Annotated in this window: 25 protein-coding genes; 14 read left to right on the top strand and 11 right to left on the bottom strand. The window is 34.0% G+C overall.

The features are described 5' to 3' along the window. Positions 1-12 precede the first annotated feature (12 nt). From VFM92_RS14480 to VFM92_RS14495, 4 genes are all read right to left on the bottom strand, one after another. Entirely contained in the window at positions 13-933 is a 921-nt protein-coding gene (locus VFM92_RS14480; protein WP_325122944.1) for a YihY/virulence factor BrkB family protein, read from the bottom strand. Positions 934-1,067: 134 nt separating this feature from the next. Further along, the gene (locus tag VFM92_RS14485; protein ID WP_325122945.1) at positions 1,068-1,790 is read right to left on the bottom strand and encodes a zinc-dependent peptidase; all 723 of its coding nucleotides are present in this window, start codon (positions 1,788-1,790) and stop codon (positions 1,068-1,070) included. A gap of 72 nt (positions 1,791-1,862) precedes the next feature. Further along, positions 1,863-3,662 carry a glycoside hydrolase family 15 protein gene (locus tag VFM92_RS14490; RefSeq protein WP_325122946.1) on the bottom strand — a complete coding sequence of 600 codons (1,800 nt, stop codon included), beginning with the start codon at positions 3,660-3,662 and terminating at the stop codon, positions 1,863-1,865. 29 nt (positions 3,663-3,691) lie between these two features. Then, positions 3,692-4,618, bottom strand: coding sequence for a M20/M25/M40 family metallo-hydrolase (locus tag VFM92_RS14495; protein WP_325122947.1), 927 nt, complete (start codon positions 4,616-4,618; stop codon positions 3,692-3,694). A 119-nt stretch (positions 4,619-4,737) separates the two neighbouring features. Between VFM92_RS14495 and VFM92_RS14500 the strand changes: the two genes are divergently transcribed. The 3 genes from VFM92_RS14500 to VFM92_RS14510 all read left to right on the top strand — a co-directional run bounded on the left by VFM92_RS14500 (position 4,738) and on the right by VFM92_RS14510 (position 7,116). Beyond that, positions 4,738-5,742, top strand: a complete 1,005-nt coding sequence (locus tag VFM92_RS14500; protein WP_325122948.1) for a hypothetical protein — start codon at positions 4,738-4,740, stop codon at positions 5,740-5,742. Positions 5,743-5,882: 140 nt separating this feature from the next. After that, positions 5,883-6,605, top strand: a complete 723-nt coding sequence (locus tag VFM92_RS14505) for an SIMPL domain-containing protein (protein WP_325122949.1) — start codon at positions 5,883-5,885, stop codon at positions 6,603-6,605. Positions 6,606-6,654: 49 nt separating this feature from the next. After that, on the top strand, positions 6,655-7,116 hold the full coding sequence (locus tag VFM92_RS14510) for a MaoC family dehydratase (RefSeq protein WP_325122950.1): 462 nt from the start codon (positions 6,655-6,657) through the stop codon (positions 7,114-7,116). Between the two features lie 81 nt (positions 7,117-7,197). Here VFM92_RS14510 and VFM92_RS14515 read toward each other — a convergent pair whose 3' ends face one another. Continuing rightward, positions 7,198-7,332 carry a hypothetical protein gene (locus tag VFM92_RS14515; protein ID WP_325122951.1) on the bottom strand — a complete coding sequence of 45 codons (135 nt, stop codon included), beginning with the start codon at positions 7,330-7,332 and terminating at the stop codon, positions 7,198-7,200. A gap of 440 nt (positions 7,333-7,772) precedes the next feature. Between VFM92_RS14515 and VFM92_RS14520 the strand changes: the two genes are divergently transcribed. Beyond that, positions 7,773-8,765 (top strand): M28 family peptidase, encoded by a 993-nt coding sequence (locus VFM92_RS14520; protein WP_325122952.1) that lies wholly within the window; start codon positions 7,773-7,775, stop codon positions 8,763-8,765. A gap of 51 nt (positions 8,766-8,816) precedes the next feature. Here VFM92_RS14520 and VFM92_RS14525 read toward each other — a convergent pair whose 3' ends face one another. The 5 genes from VFM92_RS14525 to rho all read right to left on the bottom strand — a co-directional run bounded on the left by VFM92_RS14525 (position 8,817) and on the right by rho (position 14,347). Continuing rightward, positions 8,817-9,341, bottom strand: coding sequence for a hypothetical protein (locus VFM92_RS14525; protein WP_325122953.1), 525 nt, complete (start codon positions 9,339-9,341; stop codon positions 8,817-8,819). Between the two features lie 159 nt (positions 9,342-9,500). After that, positions 9,501-10,757, bottom strand: a complete 1,257-nt coding sequence (metK, locus tag VFM92_RS14530; RefSeq protein WP_325122954.1) for a methionine adenosyltransferase — start codon at positions 10,755-10,757, stop codon at positions 9,501-9,503. Between the two features lie 82 nt (positions 10,758-10,839). Continuing rightward, complete coding sequence (locus VFM92_RS14535) at positions 10,840-11,550, bottom strand: SAM-dependent methyltransferase (protein WP_325122955.1); 711 nt, start codon at positions 11,548-11,550, stop codon at positions 10,840-10,842. Between the two features lie 45 nt (positions 11,551-11,595). Next, entirely contained in the window at positions 11,596-12,738 is a 1,143-nt protein-coding gene (gene corA / locus VFM92_RS14540; protein ID WP_325122956.1) for a magnesium/cobalt transporter CorA, read from the bottom strand. Continuing rightward, positions 12,731-14,347, bottom strand: a complete 1,617-nt coding sequence (gene rho, locus VFM92_RS14545) for a transcription termination factor Rho (RefSeq protein WP_325122957.1) — start codon at positions 14,345-14,347, stop codon at positions 12,731-12,733. The genes corA and rho overlap by 8 nt, the downstream gene beginning before the upstream one ends. A 254-nt stretch (positions 14,348-14,601) precedes the next feature. Here rho and serS point away from each other — a divergent pair, with 254 nt between their 5' ends. From serS to VFM92_RS14590, 9 genes are all read left to right on the top strand, one after another. Next, the gene (gene serS, locus VFM92_RS14550; protein WP_325122958.1) at positions 14,602-15,876 is read left to right on the top strand and encodes a serine--tRNA ligase; all 1,275 of its coding nucleotides are present in this window, start codon (positions 14,602-14,604) and stop codon (positions 15,874-15,876) included. 521 nt (positions 15,877-16,397) lie between these two features. Beyond that, positions 16,398-17,378 (top strand): YpdA family putative bacillithiol disulfide reductase, encoded by a 981-nt coding sequence (locus VFM92_RS14555; protein ID WP_325122959.1) that lies wholly within the window; start codon positions 16,398-16,400, stop codon positions 17,376-17,378. Between the two features lie 122 nt (positions 17,379-17,500). Then, on the top strand, positions 17,501-18,415 hold the full coding sequence (locus tag VFM92_RS14560) for a patatin-like phospholipase family protein (protein WP_325122960.1): 915 nt from the start codon (positions 17,501-17,503) through the stop codon (positions 18,413-18,415). Further along, positions 18,393-19,010 carry a class I SAM-dependent methyltransferase gene (locus tag VFM92_RS14565; RefSeq protein WP_325122961.1) on the top strand — a complete coding sequence of 206 codons (618 nt, stop codon included), beginning with the start codon at positions 18,393-18,395 and terminating at the stop codon, positions 19,008-19,010. The genes VFM92_RS14560 and VFM92_RS14565 overlap by 23 nt, the downstream gene beginning before the upstream one ends. Positions 19,011-19,187: 177 nt before the next feature. Continuing rightward, positions 19,188-20,876 (top strand): PAS domain-containing sensor histidine kinase, encoded by a 1,689-nt coding sequence (locus VFM92_RS14570; protein WP_325122962.1) that lies wholly within the window; start codon positions 19,188-19,190, stop codon positions 20,874-20,876. A gap of 114 nt (positions 20,877-20,990) precedes the next feature. Next, the gene (locus VFM92_RS14575) at positions 20,991-22,469 is read left to right on the top strand and encodes a glycine--tRNA ligase (RefSeq protein WP_325122963.1); all 1,479 of its coding nucleotides are present in this window, start codon (positions 20,991-20,993) and stop codon (positions 22,467-22,469) included. A 117-nt stretch (positions 22,470-22,586) separates the two neighbouring features. After that, positions 22,587-22,898, top strand: coding sequence for a thioredoxin family protein (locus VFM92_RS14580; protein ID WP_325122964.1), 312 nt, complete (start codon positions 22,587-22,589; stop codon positions 22,896-22,898). Next, positions 22,879-23,136, top strand: coding sequence for a DUF6952 family protein (locus VFM92_RS14585; RefSeq protein WP_325122965.1), 258 nt, complete (start codon positions 22,879-22,881; stop codon positions 23,134-23,136). The genes VFM92_RS14580 and VFM92_RS14585 overlap by 20 nt, the downstream gene beginning before the upstream one ends. A 239-nt stretch (positions 23,137-23,375) precedes the next feature. Further along, on the top strand, positions 23,376-24,242 hold the full coding sequence (locus VFM92_RS14590) for an ABC transporter substrate-binding protein (RefSeq protein WP_325122966.1): 867 nt from the start codon (positions 23,376-23,378) through the stop codon (positions 24,240-24,242). A gap of 109 nt (positions 24,243-24,351) precedes the next feature. On the opposite strand, the gene VFM92_RS14595 is transcribed toward VFM92_RS14590, so the two are convergent. After that, positions 24,352-24,660, bottom strand: a complete 309-nt coding sequence (locus tag VFM92_RS14595; protein WP_325122967.1) for a hypothetical protein — start codon at positions 24,658-24,660, stop codon at positions 24,352-24,354. Between the two features lie 611 nt (positions 24,661-25,271). On the opposite strand from VFM92_RS14595, the gene VFM92_RS14600 reads away from it, so the two are divergent. Beyond that, positions 25,272-26,585 carry an NAD(P)/FAD-dependent oxidoreductase gene (locus VFM92_RS14600; protein WP_325122968.1) on the top strand — a complete coding sequence of 438 codons (1,314 nt, stop codon included), beginning with the start codon at positions 25,272-25,274 and terminating at the stop codon, positions 26,583-26,585. The last annotated feature ends 81 nt before the right edge of the window (positions 26,586-26,666 follow it).

Consider the following 26,666-nt stretch of genomic DNA (forward strand, 5'->3'; position numbering starts at 1 on the left):
TTCAAAACAATTTTAATCTGTTAAACCTCTTTCCCTTTCAACTTCTGTAATAGTGACAGCTACAGCTTCTTCTGTTGGCAATATGATGCGTCCCATTTCCTTTGAGTAGGTAAAAGTAACTTGAGCGCCAAATAATAAGATAAGCACTGAATAATATACCCAAACTAGAATTGCTACAAATGAGCCTGCTGCTCCGTAAGAATCGGTGAGATTTGCCTGACCTAGATAGAAACCCAAAGCAAATTTTCCTGCCACAAATAGAACAGTAGTTACGAAGGCACCAACCCATACATCTCTCCATTCTAGTCTGGCATCTGGCAATACTTTAAAAATAATAGCAAAAACAACGGTAATAAACCCAAGGGAAATCACAAGGTTCATTACTTGAATTATATATATGGCGCCACCTTCAAAAATAGTACTGATGTGGGTTTGAATAAAAGAGATGATTGCATCAGCTAATAAAGAAACTAGCAATAAAAATCCTAAAGCAGCTATCATAGCTAAAGAGAGTAGTCTATTGATAATGAATTTGATAATTCCTTTTTTTGGTTTTGCTTTTATGCGCCAGATAGTATTCAGACTATCTTGTAAAGATATAAATACTGTAGTTGCACTGAAAAGTAAGGTAGCAATACCTATTATTTGAAATAAAACTCTATCAGTTTGAACCGTGGCTGAAGACAATAAACTGTCTATTTGTTCAGAACTGGATTCACCCATTAGTTGGTTAATTTGTTCCAAAAATTGAGTTCTCACTACCTCATCTTCGTAAAAATAGCCTGCTAAAGTAATGGCTACCAACCCAATAGCAGGCAGAGAAAATATTGTAAAATAGGCTGTTGAGGCACTGTGTTGAAAAGGGTTTTCAGCTATAAATTTACTGCCTGCATTCTTAAATATCTTAAACCATTTTTTTAAAAATTTGGTCATTTTTATTATTTTCTGGTTAGTTTTTGAATATAAGGACAAACGGATAAATTAAAATTAAGATTAATGTTATAAAAACTGTCTCGATTTTCGATGGTTTCAATTAATTATACTTTCCAATAAAAAAGTATAATTAATCAGAGTTTTAATAACTTTATAGGGTCTTGCTTCAATAATAAAGTCGTCTTTTTGTATAAATTAGGACTATAAGCTTTCAATGCTTTTGGTTTTTCAAAGAAGTTTTCAAGCAAAACAGCAAAAAACTCATGATGGTCAATAGCTGCTGCAGCCCGAAACAAAGAGATACCTCCTTCCTTAATTTTCAACATCTCATAAGTAGCCAAATCGTTATATCTCTCCCATAACCTTGAGTCTATAAAACCATATTCTTGATTGGCTATTCTGTTTTCTAAATGAATAGCATGTGCCAATTCATGAAAACCTAAATTGATGCCGTCATTTTCATTTGCAATGCCTTTTACCAAATTCTTCCAAGACAATACTATAATTCCAAACCGTGGATTCACTTCGCCTTTATGATAATCATTGTTAATTGTGGAATAATAGTTATCAGGATAAATCAAGATTTTACCAAAATGTGATAGATAAACTTCAGGCAGCCCAAAGGTCATTTGTATAGCTAAAGAAGCCACTACTATTTTCATTTCTTCTGTTATAACCTCTAGATTACGTGGAATAAATTCCTTGGAATGAATAAATCTGGCTACCCTGCTTCTAAATTCTCTTTTGTGTTTGCTATTTAATCTTCTATAATAAGGAGAATATTTATCCAAATTTTTGATTTGAACATCATTTAGTTTTTTAGACCTAATAATACCCAAGTATTCTAAGATCGGCATTCCTATATTTTTGAAGATATAGAATCCCAAAAGGAATAATATGGCAATTACAATAATCTCGGACACAATAGGCTAGGGCAAAAAATCTGGCTTGTTCAATTTATTATTGATTCTGTAAGCTGCATTCACCAAACCAACGTGGCTATAAGCTTGCGGGAAATTTCCCCACATAGAGCCATCGGATGATTTTACATCCTCACTTAATAAGCCGACATGATTCGAATAACCTATTATTTCTTCAAAGGCTTCCATAGCTTCTTCTGTTCTACCTACGCAAGCTAATGCTTCCGCATACCAAAATGCACAAATCAAGAAAGTGGTTTCGGGCTCTCCAAAATCATCGGCATGTTTATAGCGATAAAATAATCCTTTTCCTACTCGTAAGTCTTTCTCCAATGCCTTTAAATGATCTTTAGCTTTTTGGCTATTATGAGGAATATAATTCATCATGATTAGTTGCAAAGTACTTGCATCCATTCTGTCCACACCTTCAGCTTGAGCATAAGCTTTTCTTTTTGGAGAATAACATTTTTCCAAATGTGCAGCCGCTTGCTTTAATAACTTCTCAGCTTTTTTGCCCAGTTCCATTTCACCAATTTCTCTTGATATTTTCATAGCAGCGTGGCTCCCAGCCCATTGAAAAAGATGAGTGTAAGCATGTTTCTGCTTCAGGTTTCTAAATTCCCATAGTCCGGCATCTGCTTCATCCATGGTGAATTCAATTTTATCTAAAATGGTTTTTATAAGATATGAAGACTGGGATTTCTCCATATTGACAAAACGCTTATCGGTATAAAGTGGCAAAATTGCTAGTAGTATCTGCCCATAAACATCATTTTGAATATGAGTATAAGCATCATTTCCCATCCGCACGGGCTGGTTGCCCAAATATCCTGGTAAGTCCAATTCTTTTTCAATAATTGTACCTTCTCCAACCAAATTATAGAGTGGTTGAATTCTTTCTTTACCTCTCATGGGAATGTTGGTGAGATAAAGAAAATAATTCTCCATTTCTTCAAAGTGTCCAATATTATTGAAGGCAGTAAGAGTATAGTAAGTGTCTCGCATCCAACAGTAGCGATAATCCCAGTTTCGGGTGCTTCCAGGAGATTCAGGTAAAGACATAGTTGGTGAAGCAATAATTCCCCCTGTATCCTCATATTGATGGATTTTTAAAGCTAAAGAGGAGCGGATTACTTCCTTTTGATAATGCTGACCAATACTGGTAGATTTCACCCAATTTTGCCAGTAAAGGACGGTTTTAGTAATAAAATTTTCTGCAGTTTCTTGTAATTCAGCTTCCAATGGTGCGCCATAAGTCATGACCATGTAGCGCGTTTTAGTTAGCACAAATGAGCTGCTATCCATCACCATATTTATAGGGATATTGGTCGTAAGTCTTAAAGTTTCCGGTAAGCCAAAATAACGAATATGACTACTTCCTCTTTCTCTGGTGAGTTTTTTTTGTCCATAATCACCCACGGGATTACAAACCACTCTTAACTGTGGCAATCCCCTTAATGGCTCGATTTTTCTAATCAACATCTGTGGTCGGTAATAACGGTCAAATTGACGAAACCTTGGAGCACAATCTGTGATTTTATAAGCAAAATCATCTGTTTCAACAATAGTTTCCAGCACATTAGTATTGGTGATATAGGTCTGACTAATTTTGTACTGCTCTGAAGTGGGCTTAATAGAAAACTCACCTCCTTTTTCACCTCCTATCAAGCTTCCGAAAATAAAGGAACTATCAAAGCGAGGCATACACATCCACTTGATGTCGGTATCTTTACCAATCAGTGCCAGATAAGCACAATTTCCAATCATTCCGAAGTCGTAGGTATGTCTTTCTTTGATATTCATCATCATTTGATTATTGAATTTTAAGATTCCATATATTATTTACCATAAACAATTTCATCTAGGTTGGCATCAAAATTCTCGATTGCATCTTTAATGAGGTGAATGGCTTCCAGATAGAAATTAGGATTTATTTTGTCAACCGTATCAGTAGTTTTGTGATAATCGGCATGGTCATCTACCCCAAAATAGATAAAAGGTATTTCAGCTTTATGAAAAGGAGCATGATCAGAAGCCGTTACCCAGTTAGGTTTTTTCATTGGATCGTCCCTTCCAAATAAGAGTTTAATGCTTTTATCTTTTGAGGCTTCTGTAATCAAAGGCTTTAAAAATGGTGTAAAATAGGTGCCCACTGCATATAATTCATTTTTATCTCCGCGACTTACCATATCTAAATTCACATTCATCTTAATTCTGCTAGTATCCATCACTACAGACTGCATAAAATGCTTAGCACCTTGTAATCCCATTTCTTCGGCATCAAAAAAGGCAAAAAGTAAATTGTTTTCAGGCTGGTTATCCCTGAAATATTCAGCTAATGATAAAAGCGCAGCAACCCCACTAGCATTATCATCGGCACCATTATATATTTCTGTACTGTCTTTCATACCCACATGATCATAGTGTGCAGAAATTACAATAAAGTGCTTGCCAGAAAATCCTTCAACAAATCCTAATATATTAACAGCTGGAATAGTATCTACACCGAATGTAAAAGGTTGTGTATAATCTTGTACATATGCGGAAACACCAAGCTTTTGAAGTCTTTCAATGATATAGTTCCGTGCCATTTCATTCCCTGCAGTATTAGTTTTTCTGCCTTGCAAAGAATCTGATGCTAACAAATACAAATCATTCATTACCTTGGTCGAGTCAGGAAAGACAATAGTGGAATCTTCTTGAGCAAGACTTTGCACTGAGTAGAATAACGAAATAAAAATTAAACAAAATTTAAATGATTTCATGATAAAAAAGTTCTGTTAAGGGGTTTCATTTTGAATGACAAAGAATAAATTTATAGATAATGGCGTTAAGATTCAGGCGATTATTCAAAAATCTTTAATTTTCCTGTGAATTTACTTTTATGAGATACTATATATTTTTGTTATTACTGTTTTTTGTTAGCCTAAATGGCTTTTCACAGGAGTCTTTTCCTTTCTTCAATAATAGTAATCAATTGCCAGAAGACCTATTGAGCAAGAGAGCAGTTGTTTTCATGAATGTTAATGCTCTAAAATGGGATAAAGAAGCACAAAAAATCCATGATAGTTTTATTAAAATTGGAGTAGATGCAGTAGCGTATTATTCACTATCTGATATTATGTCGGGAGTGGATGCTACTACAGCTTTTTATTCTGATATCACGGAGCGTAGCATAGAAAATATGCTAATTATTCATCAGACCAATAATGCATTTGAGCTTTATGCAACTAAAATTCCGGAGAAAGGTGGATTCTTTCAGAACGATATGCAAGCTTTTTTTCTAGATGCACCAAGCTTACCAGAGTTAGGGGATAATCTGGAATTATTAATTAATAAATCAGATTTGGAAAGAGAAAATTTCCTAATTATCGATGTACCTGAGACATTCAAGAGAACTAATGTTATCAAATCGCGAAGGGTTGCAAATTTTAATCCAGATATTAGAATTGATAAACTAGCCGTACCCAAATTTGAAAGTAGCATAATGCTTGATATGGATGTGGACAAGGCTAATGCTGAATTAGATTCCATTATGAAGCAACATTATCCTTTTAAATATGGATTAATTGATCCTGAAATGAGTACGGAGGAAATGATAAATGAAGGCTATTTGATGGTACTGAAAAAACTCCAAAATAATGGAGAAAGCTTACGTAGAATGCTAGGCTACGATTTAGCAGAAGGAGAAACACTTTTAATTTCAGTAAGAAAAGGAGAAAATGATAAAGTAATGAAATATAGAATAGAGCAGCATGTTCATAAATATTATGTGCAGCATCTTTATACGAAAGATATTTATTTAGGAGACAGTTGGGACGCTGGGAAAACTTGGCAAGAAGCACTGATTAACCATATTGAAAATCTTAAAGCTAAACTGGAAAGATAAATACTTAAAATAAGTTGGTCATCTTCCTTTCTGGAAATTCATCTACAGCATTTCTTCAATTCACTTAAGCTTGCTTTAATGTAATTGGGCACGGCATTTGATAATGAAGATTTATCATTTTATTTAAAATATTATTGAATATGAAAAAGCAAAATATACTTATTTTCGTCATTTTATTGATTTGTATTGCGCCAAAATTACAAGCTCAAGAAAAATCAGCCGATAAAAATTTAAGAACTATTTCTGTAAGCGGAATGGCAGAAAGAGAGATTCAACCGGATATTATTTATTTTACAATTAGTCTGAAAGAATATCAGCTAAAAACGGGCAGTAAATTTGAAATTGGTGAACTTGAAAATCAATTGATTAATTCCATTGAGAAAGCAGGTATTGATAAAGAGAACCTAACTGTGGAGAATGTTTACGGCTACAACTATAGCTGGGATAAAAAAAGTGAGAATAAAGATTTTTTGGCAAGGAAGCAGTTCCAACTCAAATTGACCGATGCCAAAAAGTTAAATGTTATTCTTTCCAAAATAGATCCTAAAGCGATTGAATATGTAAGAGTAAGCCAATACACACATTCTCGTTTGCAAGCACTTAACCAAGAGTTGCAAGTCGAAGCCGTTAAAAATGCCAAATTAAAAGCCGATGCATTGTTAGCGCCTCTAAATGAAAAAGTAGGAAAAGTATTGGAGGTTTCTGAAAATCAGCAAAATTTTCAACCTATTTATTATAAATCATTCCAAAATAATAGAATGATGTCAGAATCGGCAGATGAAAGTGCTTCTATGGAGTCTGACTTGGATTTTAAAAATATCAAGCTTACAGCGGAAGTACATATTGTCTTTTTGATTCAGTAAATTGTAAATAAGCTTATATATTGCAATTGGAATTAAAATAGAATTTACAATGCAACCTATAGAAATCAGTAATTTTGAAGATTTTAAAGCCTACGAAGGACAAGAATTAGGTGTTTCTGATTGGCATACTATTGACCAAGAGCAAGTAAACAAATTTGCTGATGCAACTCTTGATCACCAGTGGATTCATTTGGATGAAGAAAGAGCAGCTAAAAGTCCTTTTGGAGGCACCATAGCGCATGGATATTTGACACTTTCTTTAGCACCTTATTTATGGGAACAAATTGCTAATGTGACAAATCTCAAAATGATGATTAATTACGGAATTGAAAAAATGAAATTCAATCAGGCCGTAAAAGTTGGCTCATCTGTTAGATTAAAAGCAAGTTTGAATTCAATTGTGGATCTGAGAGGCGTCAGTAAAGCGCAAATAGATATTGTGATGGAAGTTAAAGGCGAGAAAAAACATGCATATACTGCATCTTTGATATTCTTATATCACTTTAACTAACTAATGAGATTTAAAAAACCTTTACAGCTAAATTATTACTGTTCGTTTTTAAATATGAAATATAGAGAGAATAAAGAGAAATTATACAGTTGCTTCTATGACGCTGTCTTTTTTTATCTCTTCGGAAGCGTAGGTAGGGCAAGTTCTTTGAGCACAAGCAGAGGCAAAAAGTATTAAACCTGAAATTGCTGCGAATAATTTTATAGATTTTTTCATCTCACTGTTATTAAATTAATGTTGATACAAATTTAAGTTGATATTATTTTATAAAAAAGACGTATATCGTTATTTGTTACTTCTTAACTCTTTTAACGCTCGTGTGAATATTTAATCGACAAACCGTAAATTTTCTTCAATAAAGCATAGAAATAGATAGACCAAAAAAGAGAAAACAGCATTTTTACTTGTAAGAACTTGGTTTCGTCTCTCTTATGACGAATAAAGTTTGTGAATGGTGCCAAAACAATACATCTGATTATGGAATATTTTAGCTTTTTTAATATGAATTAAAATTTTTGCTTCATTGTAAACTTCAAATAGTAACTTAATTTTTAATTTTGAATAATAATAAAATGAAATGGTCATTCACTAAAGTTATCAAGCTCATTTAGGTAACTATACTGTTCCATTCAGCAATATTAAAATAATAATTATACATGAAAAATATATTTTTATTTCTATCATTTGTTATTTTCATAGTTTCATGTGATTCCTCTAAGGAAAAAAAGGGAGATGCAGAAGGAGAGACTAAAAAGATGGACTTACAAGTACCTTCCTTTAATGAGGGAAATGCTTATCAATTCATTCAGGCTCAAGTGGATTTTGGACCAAGAGTGCCAAATAAACCAGCACATACCGAAACGAAAGAATATCTCATTGAGAAGCTTAAAAGTTTTGGAGCTATAGTTCAAACCCAAAATTTTGAAGCGGATACTTACGATGGGGAAGTTTGGAATTTAACTAATATAATTGCTTCCATTCAACCTGAGAAAACCAAACGAATTTTACTTGCAGCACACTGGGATACTCGTAAAATTGCGGATAAAGATACAGAAAGAAAGAACGAACCGATTGATGGTGCTAATGATGGTGCAAGTGGAGTCGGTGTGATTTTAGAAGTTATAAATGCCATTCAGAAATCCGAAAACAAGCCAGATGTAGGGATAGATGTCATATTTTTTGACGGTGAAGATAATGGGGAGCCGCATGGACTATCCAGTAATGATCCTTCTAAAACATGGTGGTGTTTAGGTTCTCAATATTGGAGTGCAAATAAACATACCCCAGGTTATTCTGCTTATTATGGAATTTTATTAGATATGGTAGGAGGAATCAATGCGCAATTTCATAAAGAAGGATATTCTATGAAATACGCACCAAGTGTTGTAGAAAAAGTTTGGAATACTGCTGACAAAATTGGATACGGTAATTTTTTTATAAATAACCAAGTGATACCGATAGTAGATGATCATTATTTTGTCAATGAAGTTGCCAAAATCCCTATGATAGATATTATAGCTCATGACCCAACTTCAGGTGATTTCTTTCCAGACTTTCATCATACACATAAGGATAATATGGATGTTATCTCACAAGAAACCTTAAAGGCAGTGGGACAAACATTACTGCAGGTTATTTATGAGGAGTAAGTGATATTGTCAGTCAGTGGGAACTGTAATTCTTAACTGTTTTTCTATTTCTTACTCTTTTGCAAATAGTTGTACACAAAGCTCATTAGGACCAGGATAAAATTCAATAAACATTGAATCTACAGCTAAGCTTTTCTCCTCGGCATATAATTTTAAGTCTTGCAGCATATCCTCTGGAGTAGGCATCGCTATTACATTTGCCTCAATGCATCCTTTCACGGAGTTTGTTTTAGTAAAGGTTTTAATTTCCCAATCTTTTGGCATATTATAAATTGGCTCATCTCCTACAACCACGCCTATAAAATTATGAACTATACCCGTTTTAGTATCCGCTTCACCATAGTAAGCAATTGCAATTGAACTAGCGGTTTCTTCGGATTCCACCAGGTTTTTAGCCTGCATAAACAACATTTGCAAACTGTCAGAGCCAATTTTGCCCTTATATTCTGTTCCCGCAATATGTATCATTACGTCTTTCTCAATGGATTTCTCAATATTTTTAAATCCTCCTAAAATTGAATAGGCTACTAAAGAAATAATAATAAGTGGTATAATAATAAATAAAGCTTTTTTCATTGTCAGTTTTTTAGGAAATACGGAATGAAATTAATGATTTTTATATAGGTAAATACAAATGAGAAAGAATTAATTGAATTCCATTTATTTTCAAAAATAAAAAGACACCCGTTTTTCAACGCGTGCCATAATTAATTTTATCAAAAAGGGAATTGAATATTATAGTCCAAACGCTTTTTTTACTTTCTCGACATAATCTAATTTCTCCCAAGTGAAAAGTTCTACTTCTTGAGAAAAAACTTCTCCATTGCTTGCAACAAGTGTTTTTTGAATAGTTTTTGGTTCTCTCCCCATATGTCCGTAAGCAGCAGATTCACTATACATTGGATTTCTTAATTTCAGTCTAGTTTCGATAGCGTATGGGCGCATGTCAAATATTTCAGATACTTTTTTAGCGATTTCACCATCCGTCATATCTACATTCGCACTTCCATAAGTGCTTACATAAATACCCATTGGTTCTACAACTCCAATAGCATAAGAGACCTGTACCAATATTTCATCCGCCACACCAGCTGCCACTAAGTTTTTGGCAATATGACGAGTGGCATAAGCTGCTGACCTATCCACTTTTGAAGGATCTTTTCCAGAAAATGCTCCTCCACCGTGTGCACCTTTTCCACCATAAGTATCCACTATAATTTTTCTTCCGGTTAACCCTGCATCACCATGTGGGCCACCAATCACAAACTTGCCTGTAGGATTAATATGATATTTGATATCGTCATTAAACAATTTTTGTAATTCAGGCTTTAATTGCGCTTTCACTCTAGGAATTAAAATGTTGATGATGTCATTTTTGATTTTAGTCAACATTTTTTCATCATCATTATCAAAACTATCATGTTGAGTGGAAACTACTATGGCTTCAATCCTTTGCGGAACATTATCATCAGAATATTCAATGGTTACCTGCGATTTTGAATCAGGTCTTAAATATTGTATATCGTTATTTTCCCTTCTTAATTTAGCCAGTTCCATTAAAATCTTATGGGAAAGATCTAATGCTAAAGGCATGTAGTTCTCAGTTTCTTTAGTGGCATAGCCAAACATCATCCCTTGGTCACCAGCTCCTTGCTCTTCAGGATTACCTCTGTCAACACCTTGATTGATATCCTGAGATTGTTCGTGAATAGTAGAAATTACACCACAAGAATTTCCGTCAAACATATATTCACCCTTGGTATAACCGATTCTATTGATCACGTCTCTGGCCACTTGTTGTACATCCACATAAGAATTACTGCGAACCTCACCGCTTAAAACAGTCAAGCCAGTAGTAACCAGCGTTTCGCAAGCCACTTTCGATTGTGGATCAAAAGCTAAGAAGTTATCTAATAATGCGTCTGATATCTGATCGGCTACTTTGTCAGGGTGTCCTTCCGAAACCGACTCTGAGGTAAATAAATATGGCATAACGTTTTAATTTTTCAAGGGGCAAATTTAACAGACTATTTACAATAATTTTAATTTATCAGTGATAAATGTCAGCCATTTATCAATTCATTCCGAATAGGAAAATACAGGGCACTTTATGCAATTCAGGCTTATTATTTTTCCAATTCTGAATAGTATCCGTTTTAATCATCTCATCTTCTGCATTGATATTTTTGGCAATGCATAACTTCAATTGAGGGGCACACATTCTTAAAATATCTTCCACCAACTGATTATTACGGTAAGGTGTTTCCATAAAAATCTGAGTCTGACCAGTTTTAAAAAAAGTCTGCTCCAAATTTCTGATAGCCTGAGTTCTTTCTTTCTTATCAATGGGTAAGTAACCAGAAAAAGCAAAAGACTGACCACTGAAACCCGAAGCCATTAAAGCTAAAAATAAGGAAGAAGGCCCAACCCAAGGTTCCACTCTAATATTATTTTCATGGGCATATGCTACCGCTCTGGCACCTGGGTCAGCAATACCAGGACAGCCTGCTTCAGACATGATACCAACAGATTTGCCCTTCAAAAGAGGCTGCATCAATTCCGCAATATCAGTATCTTCCGTGTTTTTACTTAATTCATGAAAAGTAATTTCTGGGATGGGTTTGTTGATATTCATGGCACTTAAACATCTTCTGGCTGTGCGAACATTTTCAACTAAATAATAATCCAATTGATTACATAATTCCACTAAATCAGCGGGTAAAGCTTTCGATTCAGTGTCAGGAGCTATCACGGTTGGAATTAAATATAGAGTTCCTTTTTTCATTAAATTAATGTAGTAATGAGTTGGTTTAAGCTATAGATGAAGTATCTACATCCATTTTTTGTATTTAAAAATAGCTAAAGTCACAACAGCCATTCCGATTATAAGGGACCAAAAGTATGCGTAGCCATAATCCCAACCGAATTCGGGAACATTCTCGAAATTAATCCCATAAACTCCCGCAATGAAAGTTAATGGAATGAAAATAACCGAGAAGATGGTGAGTGTTTTCATGACCTGATTCAACTTATTGCTGATAACGGATTGATATAAATCTCCTAAACTGGAGATGAAATCTCTGTAGGTTTCTACTGAATCAATAGCTTGAATGGTGTGGTCGTAAACATCTCGAATATATATACGGGTCTGCTTCCGAATCAATCTGATTTCATCACGCTCCAATTTTACAATTACCTCACGAAGTGGCCAAACGGATCTTCGAATATGGATTAACTCACGCTTCAGCGTGTAGAGCAAATCAAAGTCTCTTTTCTGCCCTTGGAACATAATGCGTTCTTCAATTTCCTCTAAAATATCTCCGAATTTCTCTAGCACAACAAAATAATTGTCAACTACGGTATCAACCAAGGCATAAAGCAGATAATCAAGACCCTCTTTTCTAATTTTACCTTTACCGGCTCTCAATCTGTTTCGAACTGCTTCAAATGTATCGCCTTTTCTTTCCTGAAAAGTAATTAGTAAATCTTTGGTTAAGATGAAACTAACTTGCTCATTAAGGGTTTTCTTTTTCTTTTCATCAAATTGGAGCATTTTTAAGGATAGGAAAAGATAATTTTCAGTATCATCTAATTGAGGTCTCTGTCCTACAGAAAGAATATCTTCCATTGTTAAAGGATGAATCTGAATCGCATCGCAAATTTCCTTTACCTTTTCGGCATGATGGATACCTTCAATGTTTACCCAATGAAAATCGCCATTTTTTGGCAAATTAATCACCTCTTCTAATAGGACATTGGTTTTTTCTTCCAATTGACCTTCACTATAAGAAAAAAGGTCAATATTAAAAGGGGTGTCTTTTCTGAAGCCTGTATATACTGCACTTCCGGGAGGAAGTCCTGCGATTTTAGAACTTTCACCGAACATTCCACGAATGCCCGAATATAAATTAAGCGGCTCCTCTACAAGAAGCCGCTTAGGTATATTGATTATTTTCTTTGCTAATTTATCCATTCATGGAAATCAAAAACTCGTCATTGTCAACAGTGCCTTTCATTTTATTTAATAAAAGTTCCATCGCTTCACCTGAGTTCATGTCGGCCATGAATTTACGTAGTATCCAAACTCTCTGTAGTTCTTCTTTGCTCATCAACAAGTCTTCTCTTCTTGTTCCAGAAGCAGGAACGTCAATTGCAGGATAAATACGTTTGTTTGCTAATTTTCTATCTAGTACTAATTCCATGTTACCTGTACCTTTGAATTCTTCAAAGATAACTTCATCCATTTTAGAACCAGTTTCGATTAAGGCAGTAGCCAAAATGGTTAAAGAACCTCCGTTTTCTAAATTTCTGGCAGCACCAAAGAATCTTTTCGGCTTGTGTAATGCGTTGGCATCCACACCTCCGGATAATATTTTACCTGATGAAGGAACCACTGTATTGTATGCTCTTGCCAAACGAGTGATAGAATCTAAAAGAATTACCACATCATGACCACATTCTACCATTCTTTTGGCTTTTTCCAACACCATACTGGCAACTTTCACATGACGGTCTGCTTGCTCATCAAAAGTAGAACTTATTACTTCTGCTTTTACAGAACGAGCCATATCTGTTACTTCTTCCGGACGCTCATCGATTAATAAAATCAATAAATAAGCCTCAGGATGGTTTTCAGCCATGGCATTTGCCACTTCTTTCAATAGCTCTGTTTTGCCTGTTTTAGGCTGGGCTACAATCATACCCCTTTGTCCTTTTCCAATAGGAGCGAAAAGGTCTAGAATACGAGTAGAATATTTGTTAGGCTTGGTGCTTAAGTTGAATTTTTCTTCAGGGAAAAGCGGAGTTAAATATTCAAATGGAACTCTGTCTCTGATTTCCTCTGTAGTTTTTCCGTTTACAGATGAAACTCTTAATAAAGCGAAATATTTTTCACCTTCTTTTGGGGGTCTTATTTGTCCTTTAACAGTATCTCCTGTTTTTAAACCAAATAATTTGATTTGAGATGGAGAGACATAAATATCATCAGGGCTCGCTAAATAATTGTAATCAGATGAACGCAAGAAACCATATCCGTCTTGCATCATTTCTAATACACCTTCATTTTCTATAATGCCGTCAAAATCTTTAATGTCTGCTTTTTTCGGACGATTATCATTTTTTTCTGGTCTCTCTGTTCTAGGAGGTCTTTCGCCTTTTTCATTCGAACGTTCTGTTCTTTCTGGTCTCGGTCTTTTGTCCTTTGCATCAAGGCGAGGCTTGCGATCTTGCTTATCGACAGCTTCAGATTGTGGCTTGGAATCAGTTTTTTCAGATTCCTTATCTTGCTTAGATTCTGTTCTTTCCTCCTTTTTAGGGGCTTTAGCTTCAACCTTTTCCTCTTTCTTCTCGGGAGTTTTAGCACTTGGAGCTGATTCTTTTCTTGGTGCCGGAGAAGATTTTGGAGTTGATTTTTCTACTTCTTTTTTTGGCAAATCACTTTCAGGTAAAAGTGCTTGTTGGTCCAAAATTTTGTAAATCAGTTCTTTCTTCGGCAATTTCTTGTACTGAGATACTCCCAGTTTTTCTGCTATTTCTTTAAGTTCAGAAAGTAGCTTTAAGTTTAATTCTTCAATGTTATACATAAAGGGACTTTTACTTGTTCAGGATTTGAGAACCTGACTCTGTGTTGGTATGATAAATTTGATATTATGTTTTTGGATTTTTTAAAACGAAGCAATTGAACTTTACTTAGTCTTTCTTTAGATAATACAATGATATGCCAAGCATTTTTAATTGTCAAGCAAATTAAGAAATATAAAATAGAAATTGGCATTTAAGATAGGATTCTGTTTATAATACCGTTAAAAATAGCTTATTTTGCCAAAAAATCTGGAAAATGTTACAAGTTGCAAATTTGCGTGAAGAAAAAGCCAAAGCAGTTAAAGGCTTATTGAAAAGGAATATTGCGAATGCGGAATCTCTAATTGATGGAGTGATCGCTTTGGATGATAAAAGAAAAGCATTACAAACTGAACTGGATTCAGTTTTGGCTGAATCAAACCAAATTTCCAAAAACATTGGCATTTTAATGAAGCAAGGCAAGAAAGAGGAGGCAGAAGAAGTGAAAGCTAAAACCGCTGAATTGAAGCAACGCAGTAAAATTTTGCAAGAAGAATCCCAAGAAATTGAAAAGGAATTAACCGATACTCTTTACCAAATACCAAATGTTCCGCACGAGGATGTCAAAAAAGGAAAAGGGGAAGATGACAATGAAATCATTTCTGAGCATGGTAATAAACCTGAATTATATGCAGGCAAAAAACCACACTGGGATCTGATTAAAGAATATGACATCATTGATTTCGAGTTAGGTATTAAGATAACGGGTGCAGGATTTCCAGTTTACAAAGGTAAAGGAGCTAGAATGCAGCGCGCTTTATTAAACTTCTTTTTAGATGAAGCGGATAATCAAGGCTTTAAAGAAATTCAACCCCCTATTGTCGTAAACGAAGCTTCAGGCATCGGAACTGGGCAATTACCTGATAAAGAAGGGCAGATGTATCATATTGAAGATACAGATTTATATCTGATTCCTACAGCGGAAGTTCCGATAACCAATCTGTTGAGAGATGAAATCATTAATGAAGAAGATTTGCCTATCAAATTAGCTGCTTACACGCCTTGCTTTAGGAAAGAAGCAGGTTCTTGGGGAGCCCATGTAAGAGGATTGAATCGTTTACACCAGTTTGATAAAGTAGAAATTGTGCAAGTTCAGCATCCTGATAAATCATATCAGGCTTTAGAGGAGATGAGTAATTATATTCAAAGTTTGCTGACAAAATTAGAATTGCCTTATCGGGTTCTAAGATTATGTGGTGGTGATTTAGGTTTTACATCTGCATTAACTTATGATATGGAAGTATGGTCAGCGGCACAGGAAAAATGGTTGGAAGTTAGCTCTGTTTCCAATTTTGAAACGTATCAATCCAACCGATTGAAATTGCGCTATAAAGATGCGGATAAGAAAAAGCATTTACTGCACACTTTAAATGGCAGTGCATTGGCATTCCCAAGGATTTTAGCAGCCATTTTGGAAAATAATCAAACTGAAAAAGGGATTCGAGTTCCAAAAGCATTACAAGCCTATACTGGTTTTGAGTGGATTGATTAAAAGTGATATACTTCTAATAATTTCACAAGTTTGGTTAGAAAAATGGTGGGTGTTTAACCAACCATGGGGTCAGCCATAATGGTATTGTGTTAGGCTTTGAAGGTCATGTTTCACTGCAATTCAAAAAAAACCAAGGTTATTTTTCTTTTGTGTGCTCTTGCTTCTTTTCCCGATGAATACGGAACATGTCGTGGTAGCAATTTACCACTGTTAATAGAATAATAAGGAAAGGTTACTTTAAACTACAAAACATACGAGAGGCAAAACCTGTCTGCAGCAGGCAGGGAAAACAAACAGTTTTTCGCTTAAGCGAAAAACTGTTTGGAATATAGCGTAACTTAATAGCATTGAGGCCATTCTACCCTAGCTGGTAGCTCACTGACTAGCTTAAAAGTTAGATAAACTGACAGGTTTGTGTAGTTTCCAAGCTTCTTAAATTTCATAAAATCCCGAATTCTCAAAACCTTCGCCCCACTTCTCGTATTAAATAGGTATTGATTACAACTCAAGATATTAATTAGATGCAAAATATAGATGTTTTAATAATTGGAGCTGGTCCGATAGGTCTTGCATGTGGTATAAAGGCAAGATCAATAGGGTTATCCTATTTAATAGTTGACAAAGGCACATTGGTAAATTCACTTTATCACTATCCTTTTAGCATGACATTTTTTAGTACTTCCGATAAATTAGAAATTGGTGGAGTTCCATTTATCTCTCATAATCCGAAGCCGACCAGAATGGAAGCTTTAGAATATTATAGAAGAGTTACGAGTTCTCATAAATTGAATACATCGCTTTACAATACCGTGAATAAAGTAGAGAAAAATGAAAATGGTTTTAAGGTGAATACTGACAAATTTGATGTTCAAGCTGAGAATATTATTGTGGCTACAGGTTTTTATGATTTACCACATAAACTGGGAATTCCAGGTGAAGATTTACCTAAAGTTACTCACTATTATAAAGAAGCACACCCTTATTTTGATATGAAACTGGCAGTAGTAGGAGCTGCGAATTCTGCAGTGGATGCTGCTTTGGAATGTTTCAGAAAAGGAGCAAAGGAGGTCACCATGGTGATTCGAGAAGAAAAAATTCGTGAAACAGTAAAATATTGGGTGAAGCCAGATATAGAAAATAGAATTAAAGAAGGGAGTATAAAAGCGTATTTTGATAGTGAACTAAAGGCTATTAGAGAAAATGAGATCGATATCAAAACTCCCGAAGAAAACATTACCATTGAAAATGATTTTGTGTTGGCTATGACGGGCTACGAACCTAATTATGAATTATTAAATAATATGGGAGTTGAAAAAAGAGACGAAGCCCCATTTGCTCCTGTATATGATGCTAAAACCATGGAAACCAACGTAGAGGGAATTTATTTAGCAGGCGTAATTTGTGGTGGAATGGAAACTAACAAATGGTTTATTGAAAATAGCAGAGTTCATGCCGATATAATTATGGGGCATATTAAAAACAAAAGACTGGTTATCAATTAGATATAGGGGTAAATTAGTGTTTTATTTTTTTTAATAGTTCAGTTCAAATCAATCAGTCTATTTAATTTTGTATTCTAATTCCTAATTTTCCTAACTTGCCGATCAGCTAAATTTTTAAATTGATGAAGCAAAAAGTAGCCTTAGTTTTAGGCAGCGGTGGCGCTAGAGGTGTTGCACACATCGGTGTTATTGAAGCCCTAGAAGAAAATGGCTTTGAAATTTCTTCAATTTCTGGTTCTAGTATGGGAGCTGTAATTGGTGGATTATATGCTGCTGGTAAAATGCAGGAGTATAAAGAATGGGTCACTCATTTCGATAAAATTGATGTTTTCAAATTATTAGATTTTACGCTTAGCTTTCAGGGAATCGTAAGAGGAGAAAAAGTATTTAAGGAAATGAGAAAGCTTTTAGGCGAGTTTAACATTGAAGATTTTTCAATACCATTCACTGCGGTTGCTTCTAATATTAGAACTTCAAATGAAGTGCTTTTTTCAGAAGGAAATTTGATGGATGCTCTGCGTGCTTCTTGTGCCATTCCGACCGTAATGACCCCAATTTATCATGAAAATGAAGAAATTGTGGATGGAGGTGTTTTAAATCCTATTCCATTAGATAGAGTGAAACGAACTAAAGGGGATATTTTAATCGCTGTAGATGTAAACGCAGCGGTGCCTTTTGAAAAAAAAATAGCCGTTACCGCAGAAGAAGTTCAACAAGATGAAAAAAACAAGCAGTTTTTAGAGGATTTTACAACGCGTATTAAAAACTTTCTACCTTATTACAATACAAAAGACTCCTCGACAATCCCCAAAAAATTCGGTTATTTTGATTTGCTCAATAGGTCTATTGATTTGATGCAGGAAAAAATGACCAATTTGCAAATGGAAATAATCAAGCCTGATATGTTAGTTCAGATTTCCAGAAATTCCTGCGGTACATTTGAATTTTATAAAAGCAATGAGCTTGTAGAATTAGGTAAAATAGCTTTTGAAAAATCTTACAGCCAATATAAAAATGGACTGGAAACAACTAAATAATGAATTAGGTAATATAGATCTTTATTGGCTTGATTTTATTTTAAAGGGATATTTGCCCGATAAAGCCAAAATATTGGATGCAGGCTCTGGTGAAGGTCGAAATATAATTTTTTGTCTGAAAAATAATATGAATGTTTTCGGATTTGATCAAAACTCGGAAGCCATTGATTTTTTAAGATTGTACGCCAAACAATCTAAAATAGATAATATCGAGGCCAGATTTCAAGTCATGAAAATGGAAAAGATTCTTTTTCCTGACAATACTTTTGATGTGGTCATTTGCAGTGCGGTATTGCATTTTGCTAGAAATGCTGAACATTTTAATTCGATGATTTATGAACTTCTTCGTGTATTAGCCCCAAGTGGTAAAATCTTTATACGAACAATGACAGACCAATATTTGCCTCAGGATCAACTTCTAATAGATGAAAACTTGTATCTGCTACCCAATGAACAAATAAGATACATCATAAATGCAGAAGTATTTGTCCAAAATATGAAAGAACGTAATATGGAGTTGATAGAGCCTTTCAAGGAAGTTGTAGTTCAGAATCGGCATAGTATGGGTACTTTTATGCTGCAAAAGTTAAAATAAATTATATGTGATTTATTACATCATTGTTTTTTGATTAAATCCTTTTTAAGAGGAATAACAGAGGAAACCCACAACTAAATCTTTAAAATTGAGATAAATAATACATTTGCATTTATTCACAACCTCTTGATTAATTAAAGATATTTCGGAAAACAAGTATATTTACTGATTATCAGTATGAAAAAATTCACTTTTCGAAATATTATATTGGGTGAAGGTGCCCGCATTGAATCAGAAGCAGACTATCGTAAAGCTTTATTAGTAGGAGTTTGCTGCCTAATTTTGACCGTAATAAGTACAGTTAACGGATTATTAAATGTATTTCTCTGGGATATTTCCTTAACTCCATCCTTCATGGTAGGTATCTTTGGAGGTGTTTTTGGATTTGTACTCAACCGATTTGGCAAATACGAATTGTCCAAACATAGTCTATTACTTATAGCTATATTTTTCGTCTTCATTTTTATGTCAAATGAGGGGAAATATTATGGTTCGCAACTCTACTTATTCCCGATTTTAGTAGCTTCAATAACCTTGTTTGGTTATAAGAAAGTGAAAATTTGGTTGTTTTATGGATTTATAGCATTCGCATGTTTTGTTGTCAGTGAATTTACCACTTATAAAATCATTTCAGTTGATACTATTAGTGAAGCTAAAGAAGATAAAATTTACTTCTTAAATTATTTGTTTACATTTCTAGGACTTACGATAGTAATTTATTTTCAGGTAAAACTTCAATATAAATCTGAACAAAAGATTTTGGAACAGGAGCGAAAGCTGAAAGAAAGCGAAGAACGTTTTCGATTAGCTGTGGAGGGTACAAATGCTGGTATTTGGGATTGGGAAAACATCAATAAAGACCAACAATGGTGGTCCCCAAAATTGTATGAATTATTAGGTTATAACCCAAAAGAATTTTCACCAGATCAACATAGTTTTAAAAATTTATTAGCTGAAAAATCTGATTATCCTCGATTAGTACAAGACTTCAAACGTCATCTTCAAAACAAAGAACCTTTTTCTGTTGAGTACAGATTAAAATGCAAAGATGGAAGCTATCGTTGGTTTCAAGGGTCGGGCCAGGCAAAATGGTCTCATGATGAAAAACCGGTAAGAATGGTGGGCTCTTTAGTAGATATCACAGATAAAAAGCTCAGAGAAGAAGAAATCAAGGAGAAAAATCAGCTTTTAGAACACACTAATGCAGAGCTAGATAGATTTGTATATAGTGTTTCACATGATTTAAGAGCCCCACTAAACTCAATTCAAGGTTTAATAAACATTGGTGATACTACAGAGGATAGTCAGGAGCTTAAACAATTACTCGGAATGATGAAAAACCGGGTGAAAAAGTTATATACGTTTATTGACGAAATTATCAGTTTTGCTCGCAATACTCGAACAGAGATTGTAAAACAAGATGTAAAACTTTTTGACCTGGTTAAGGAAACCTTTGAAAATACAAGATACAGAGAACTTTCAGCCGGTATTGATTTCAGAATGAGGGTTGATCCAGAAACAGTTTTACAGACAGATCAAAGCAGACTTGGTGTTATCCTCAATAATTTGGTAGATAATGCTATTAAGTATCATCGTCATAATCATCCAGGAAAATATGTAGCAGTGCAGACCGAGGATTTCGGGGAAAATGTTGTCATTAAGGTGATTGATAATGGCCAAGGTATCCCCTTAGAAGCACAGTCCAGGATTTTCGATATGTTTTTCAGAGCTTCAGAAAATTCTAAAGGTTCAGGTTTAGGCTTATATATCGTAAAAGATATGGTAGAGCGATTAGGTGGGACCATAAATCTGGAATCTGTGAAAGGTGAAGGGACTACTTTCCTTATCAAATTACCTAAATCTTAAATTCTCTTGTAATCTTTTACATGAAAGATAGTAGCCATTTGGGTGATGGTCAATTGGTTGTAAAATTTCCTCTTGTAATTGCCTAATAGGTTCTATTTAATTTATCTTTGCGGCATGGCAAAGAAAGAATTGACTACGGAAAATACACTTTTTAGAGATATAGTTGCTCACGCGAAGGAATATGGTTTTGTATATCCTTCTAGTGAAATTTATGAAGGTTTGCAGGCTGTATATGATTACGGACCCTACGGAGCAGAATTAAAGAAAAATATAAAAGAATTATGGTGGAATACCATGACTCGCTTCAATGACGATATTGTAGGCTTAGATTCTGCTATTTTTATGCATTCTGATACTTGGAAAGCATCAGGTCACATTGAGAGTTTCAACGATCCGATGATTGACAATAAAGATTCCAAAAAAAGATATAGAGCGGATGTTTTGTTAGAGGAAAAAGCTGCAGAATATGAAAATGCAGGTGAGCAGGAGAAAGCTGATGCGCTCTTGAAAAAAACAGGTCAACTACTGGAGGCGGAAGATTTAGATGCGGTAAGAGAATTGATTATAGCGGAAGATATCAAATGTCCAATTTCAGGAACAGCAAATTGGACAGAGGTTCGTCAGTTTAATTTAATGTTCTCGACACAAATTGGCAGTGTAGCAGATGGTTCAGGTAAAATTTATTTAAGGCCTGAAACTGCTCAGGGTATTTTTGTAAATTTCTTGAATGTTCAAAAAACTGCCAGAATGAAAGTACCATTTGGGATTGCTCAAATAGGAAAAGCTTTCCGAAATGAAATTGTAGCGCGTCAATTTATTTTCAGGATGCGTGAATTTGAACAAATGGAAATGCAGTTTTTCGTACGTCCAGGTGAAGAAATTGGCTGGTATGAAAAATGGAGAGATATGCGTTTAAAATGGCATAAAGCAATTGGAATAGCAGAAGAAGATTTACGTCTACACAAACATGAAAAATTAGCACATTACGCAAATGCAGCCGTAGATGTTGAATACAAATTTCCATTTGGCTTTAAAGAAGTAGAAGGAATCCATAGTCGAACTGATTTTGATTTGAGAAGTCATCAGGAAGTTTCCAAAAAGAAATTACAGTATTTTGATCCTGAAGTCGGAAAGAATTATATTCCTTTTGTAGTAGAAACATCTGTTGGTTGCGATAGATTGTTTTTGATGCTGTTTTGTAATGCCTATAAAAATGAAGAAGTAGGAGAAGGAGATAATGTAAAAACTAGAACCTACTTGAAGTTGCATCCTGCGTTGGCTCCTGTGAAAGCAGCTATTCTTCCTTTAACCAAAAAAGACGGATTAGCAGAAAAAGGTCAGGAGATTTATAAATCATTACAAGGGTCTTTCAATGTTGTTTATGAAGAAGCTGCATCGATTGGAAAGCGCTATACTCGCCAGGATTTAATAGGAACCCCTTATTGTATTGCAATTGACCATCAAACCCTAGAAGATGAAACGGTTACCATCCGTCACAGAGATACTACAGAGCAGGAAAGAATGCCAATAAGCGAGTTGGAATCTTATATAAGTAAAACAACTTCCTTTAATAGGATATACGAGCAATTATAAATTGGAGACTCCAGTATAGATTTTATCTATACTAGTATGTAAACAATCAATTTAACTAATCGCAACCTATTCGTAAATTTGTGGTTCAGATACAATAAGATTTAAACGAATTTGAAAATGATAGAATTAGCAGAAGATAATTTAAAAGAAATAGTTGATGGAAATGAATTGGTAATGGTGCAATATGGAGCTACATGGTGCGGAAATTGTAAAATTACTAAGCCTAAGTTTAAAAGATTGGCAGGAGAGAATGAAAATATAAAGTTTGTTTATGTTGATGCTGAAAAATTGCCTAATTCAAGATCTTTGGCAGAAGTTAAAAATTTGCCAACCTTCGCAGGTTTTAAAAATGGTAAATTAGTAAATTCAATTTCAGGAAATAAACCAAGTATCATAACAGATTTATTAAATGAGGTTACCAATAATTAAGCATATAGTAGAGTTCATTGAGAAAAATGATGAAGATTATGTTGTAGAAAGCATGGAATTGCTTGAGGACTTAATTGAAGCAAAAGGTATAAAAGACGAAGAGTTAGAAGTGATTGGTGAACTATTATCTAATTTCTCTGGGGCATTGGAAGTTCAAAAAGAAGTGAGAGCTGGAATCCCCAAAAAAGAAGCATTGAATGGTTTTATGAAAAGGGTAATGGGTTCTATTGATACTTAAAAATCAAGATTTTAGTAAAGAAAGCGCAGTTTCACATGAGACTGCGCTTTTTTTATGCTATTTCATTAAAAATGATGTAATATTAAAATAGTTATATTTAGTACGATATAAGTTCATGATTTACGTATTCATTCTTTTATAAATTTTATTTAGTCGATAAAAGTACTTGTTTTACAGAAAATTGCTTCTTATTTCAAGTTGCTTTAATTACTTTTCAAATTAGACATAAAATAGAAACTATGAAAAACCTACTTTTCAATTCATTTTTGATGTTTTCTGCGATAATTATGGGCTTTAATGCACAAGCGCAATTTTCGGGAGACACTTTTGCAAAGGCAAAGCAGAGTAAAACAGCCAACTTAACCTATGTTTATTCAGAGGCACCAGGCTTTGCTGCTAATATTGGTGGTGAAGTTACGGGAGTATGTGTAGATATAATGAGTGATTTCGAATTCTTTTTGCTAGATAAGTATGGTATTACAGTGAATTCTAAAATGGAGAAGAAACACGCCAATAACTTCACAGATTATTTACAGGCCGTAAAGAATTCTACTAATGGTGTATTTGGATTGAGTAATACAACAATCACCGCTAAACGTAAAAAGGAATATAATTTTAGTCCGCCTTATATCACCAATATTGCCATGTTGCTTTCTAACGAATCTGTTCCTACTTTAAATGATATCTCTAATATTTCTGATGTGTTTGCTGGTAAAACCGCTATCACAATAAAAGGGACAACAAATGAAAAACAAATTATGAAAATTAAGAATAAGCATTTTCCTTCATTAAAGATTGAATATGTTAATTACTTTGATGAGGGAATGGTGATGATTGCAAGAGATCCAAATTATTTTATCAGTATTGATTTCACTTACTATTTGGAAGCAGTACAATCTAATAAGCCTATTAAAAGACATCCTGCTGGAGACCAAACTGCAGAGGAATTCGGCATTTTAATGCCAAAAAATAGTGATTGGGATAAACCGTTTAAGGAATTTTTAACTGAAAATTACAGAAATAGCCCTAGTTATAGAAAAATTATTGCCAAGCATTTGGGACCAAATGCACTTAGATTGCTCGATTCAGTAGCTGAAGAAAATTAAACTAACTTTATTACAATTGAAAAGAAAAGCCTCCTACTTCTCAGTATGGAGGCTTTCACTTACCAAAACATCAACCATTCACTATGAATTAAACTATAATCTACTAAGCTTAAATAGTAGGATTTAGTTCCTTTACTTTAATAAATATTTTTTGTGTTTTAGTTTCCATAATTAAGTCAACATTTCTCATGGCGATATAGTCGATTTTATCCTTTTGAAAGCTATGTAATAGCTGGCCGTCAATGTTATAAATTAACACATCGGCTTTTTGCTCTATATCTGTTATAAAAAATATTGGCTCTTCCATTTCAGCCTTTACTTCTTTAATTAGTTTTTCATCACTAGACAGTTTCTTTTCATTTGCAAACGCACTGCCGAATGCAAGAATCATCGATAAAGTTATAATTACCTTTTTCATAATATTTTGTTTTAGGTTCTTTTGTATGCTTGACGCAGAATAATTACGAAAAGTTGCACGTAAAAATTAAAATATTATTTGGTAGACGTACTTTATGTGTAAGAAATATGTAATAAAACAATAAAAGATTGTACGATATAAAATTTTGTGTTTATTCGATATATAATTAGAAAATTAGGTTTAGAATCAGCTGTTAAGATTTTAAATTCAATTTATGAGCGATTGGATTAAGATTATTTTTTGATTTAAACCTGGGCTTTAAAGAAAACTAAAATTAAATAAATAATTGATTATCAATTATTTATGATTTTCTATATTTTTCTTTTTTTATTTACACATCTTTAAAAATTGTACTGAAATTCTTAATCCTAAATTCTTTATTGATTTAGATGGTTTAAACTGATAATTAAGATTGAAAGTCTAATTGGATCTTGTACAACTCCAAGAATGTTTGTTGTACTTTTTTATAGCGAAATATTAAATCAAAATTTAATTTAATTATGTAAGAATATTAGACCGATACTACTAATTTGAGGGCAACTTAACCGATAAAACCAAATAATTTTGGAAGAGTTAATAATGTAGCTACTTTTTTTTTAAAACAATCATTTATGGATAAGCCTAATTCTTTTAAAATTCCCAATATCAAAACAAAGAGAATTGTAATAATTGGTGGAGGATTTGCGGGTATCACCATGGCAAAAAAATTCGCTGGACAAGATGTGCAAGTGGTGCTACTGGATAGGCATAATTATCATACTTTTCAACCCTTACTTTATCAGGTTGCAACAGCAGGACTTGAACCTGATTCTATAGCTGAGCCATTGAGAAAACTGCTAGAGAACCATAAGAATATATATTTTAGGATGGCTACCGTTTCTAAAATCGACCATGAGGAAAGTAAAGTGTACAGTAATGTCGGGGAACTTTATTATGACTATTTGATAATAGCGGCTGGTTCAAAAACTAATTTCTTTGGACAAAGCGATAAATTTGAGAAGGCATTTCCATTGAAGCAAATCCCACAGGCGTTGGACTTCAGAAGTCATATTTTGCAAAATTTTGAAGAGGCAGTTTTAAGTTCTGATGAGGAAAAGATTGAACGTTTAATGAATATTGTAATTGTAGGTGGTGGCCCTACAGGAGTTGAATTAGCTGGTGCATTAGGCGAACTTAAAAAACATGTTTTGCCTAATGATTATCCTGATTTAGATTTTAGCAGATTAAATATTTACTTGGTGGAAGGAATGGGTAGACTGTTAGGTGGTATGTCAGATTTTGCAGATAAAAAATCACAAGAATATCTCAAGAAATTTGATGTAGAGGTGAAGTTGAATACGATGGTCAATAGTTACGATGGAGAGAAAGTGGTATTTAGTAATGGAGAAACTATTCCTGCTGCTACGCTTCTTTGGGGAGCAGGTGTTATGGGAAATGTAATTGATGGCCTTTCAGAACAAAGTGTGAAAAACAGTAGATATAGAGTAAATCATTTTAATTTAGTAGAAGGTACACAAAATATATATGCCGTTGGGGATATCGCGTTAATGGAAACGAAAGATTTCCCTAAAGGACATCCAATGCTTGCGCCAGTAGCCATGCAACAAGGAGAAAGACTTGCAAAAAATATTTTGGCTTCCTTAAAAGGAAAAGAACAAAAGCCTTTCAAATATTTAGACAAAGGAAGTATGGCAACAGTTGGCCGTAATAAGGCAGTTGTTGATCTGCCCAAAAACTTGCATTTTGGTGGGTTTTTTGCTTGGTTTATTTGGATGTTCGTGCATCTAATTTCAATTGTTGGATTCCGAAATAAAATTGTGATTCTTAGCAACTGGATTTGGAATTATTTTACATACGATAGAGGGACGCGTTTAATCATTAGACCATTCATACCGAAAGTAAAAAGTCAAAAAGAGAAGGTTTAAAGAGTTTAGATTTGACAGACGGTTTTCTAAATCTCTGAAAAGGAGCTTCTTTTGTGTTATAGTAAATATGAATTAAATATT

Origin of the sequence: Marivirga sp., from assembly GCF_035704835.1 — a bacterium.
GTDB lineage: Bacteria > Bacteroidota > Bacteroidia > Cytophagales > Cyclobacteriaceae > Marivirga.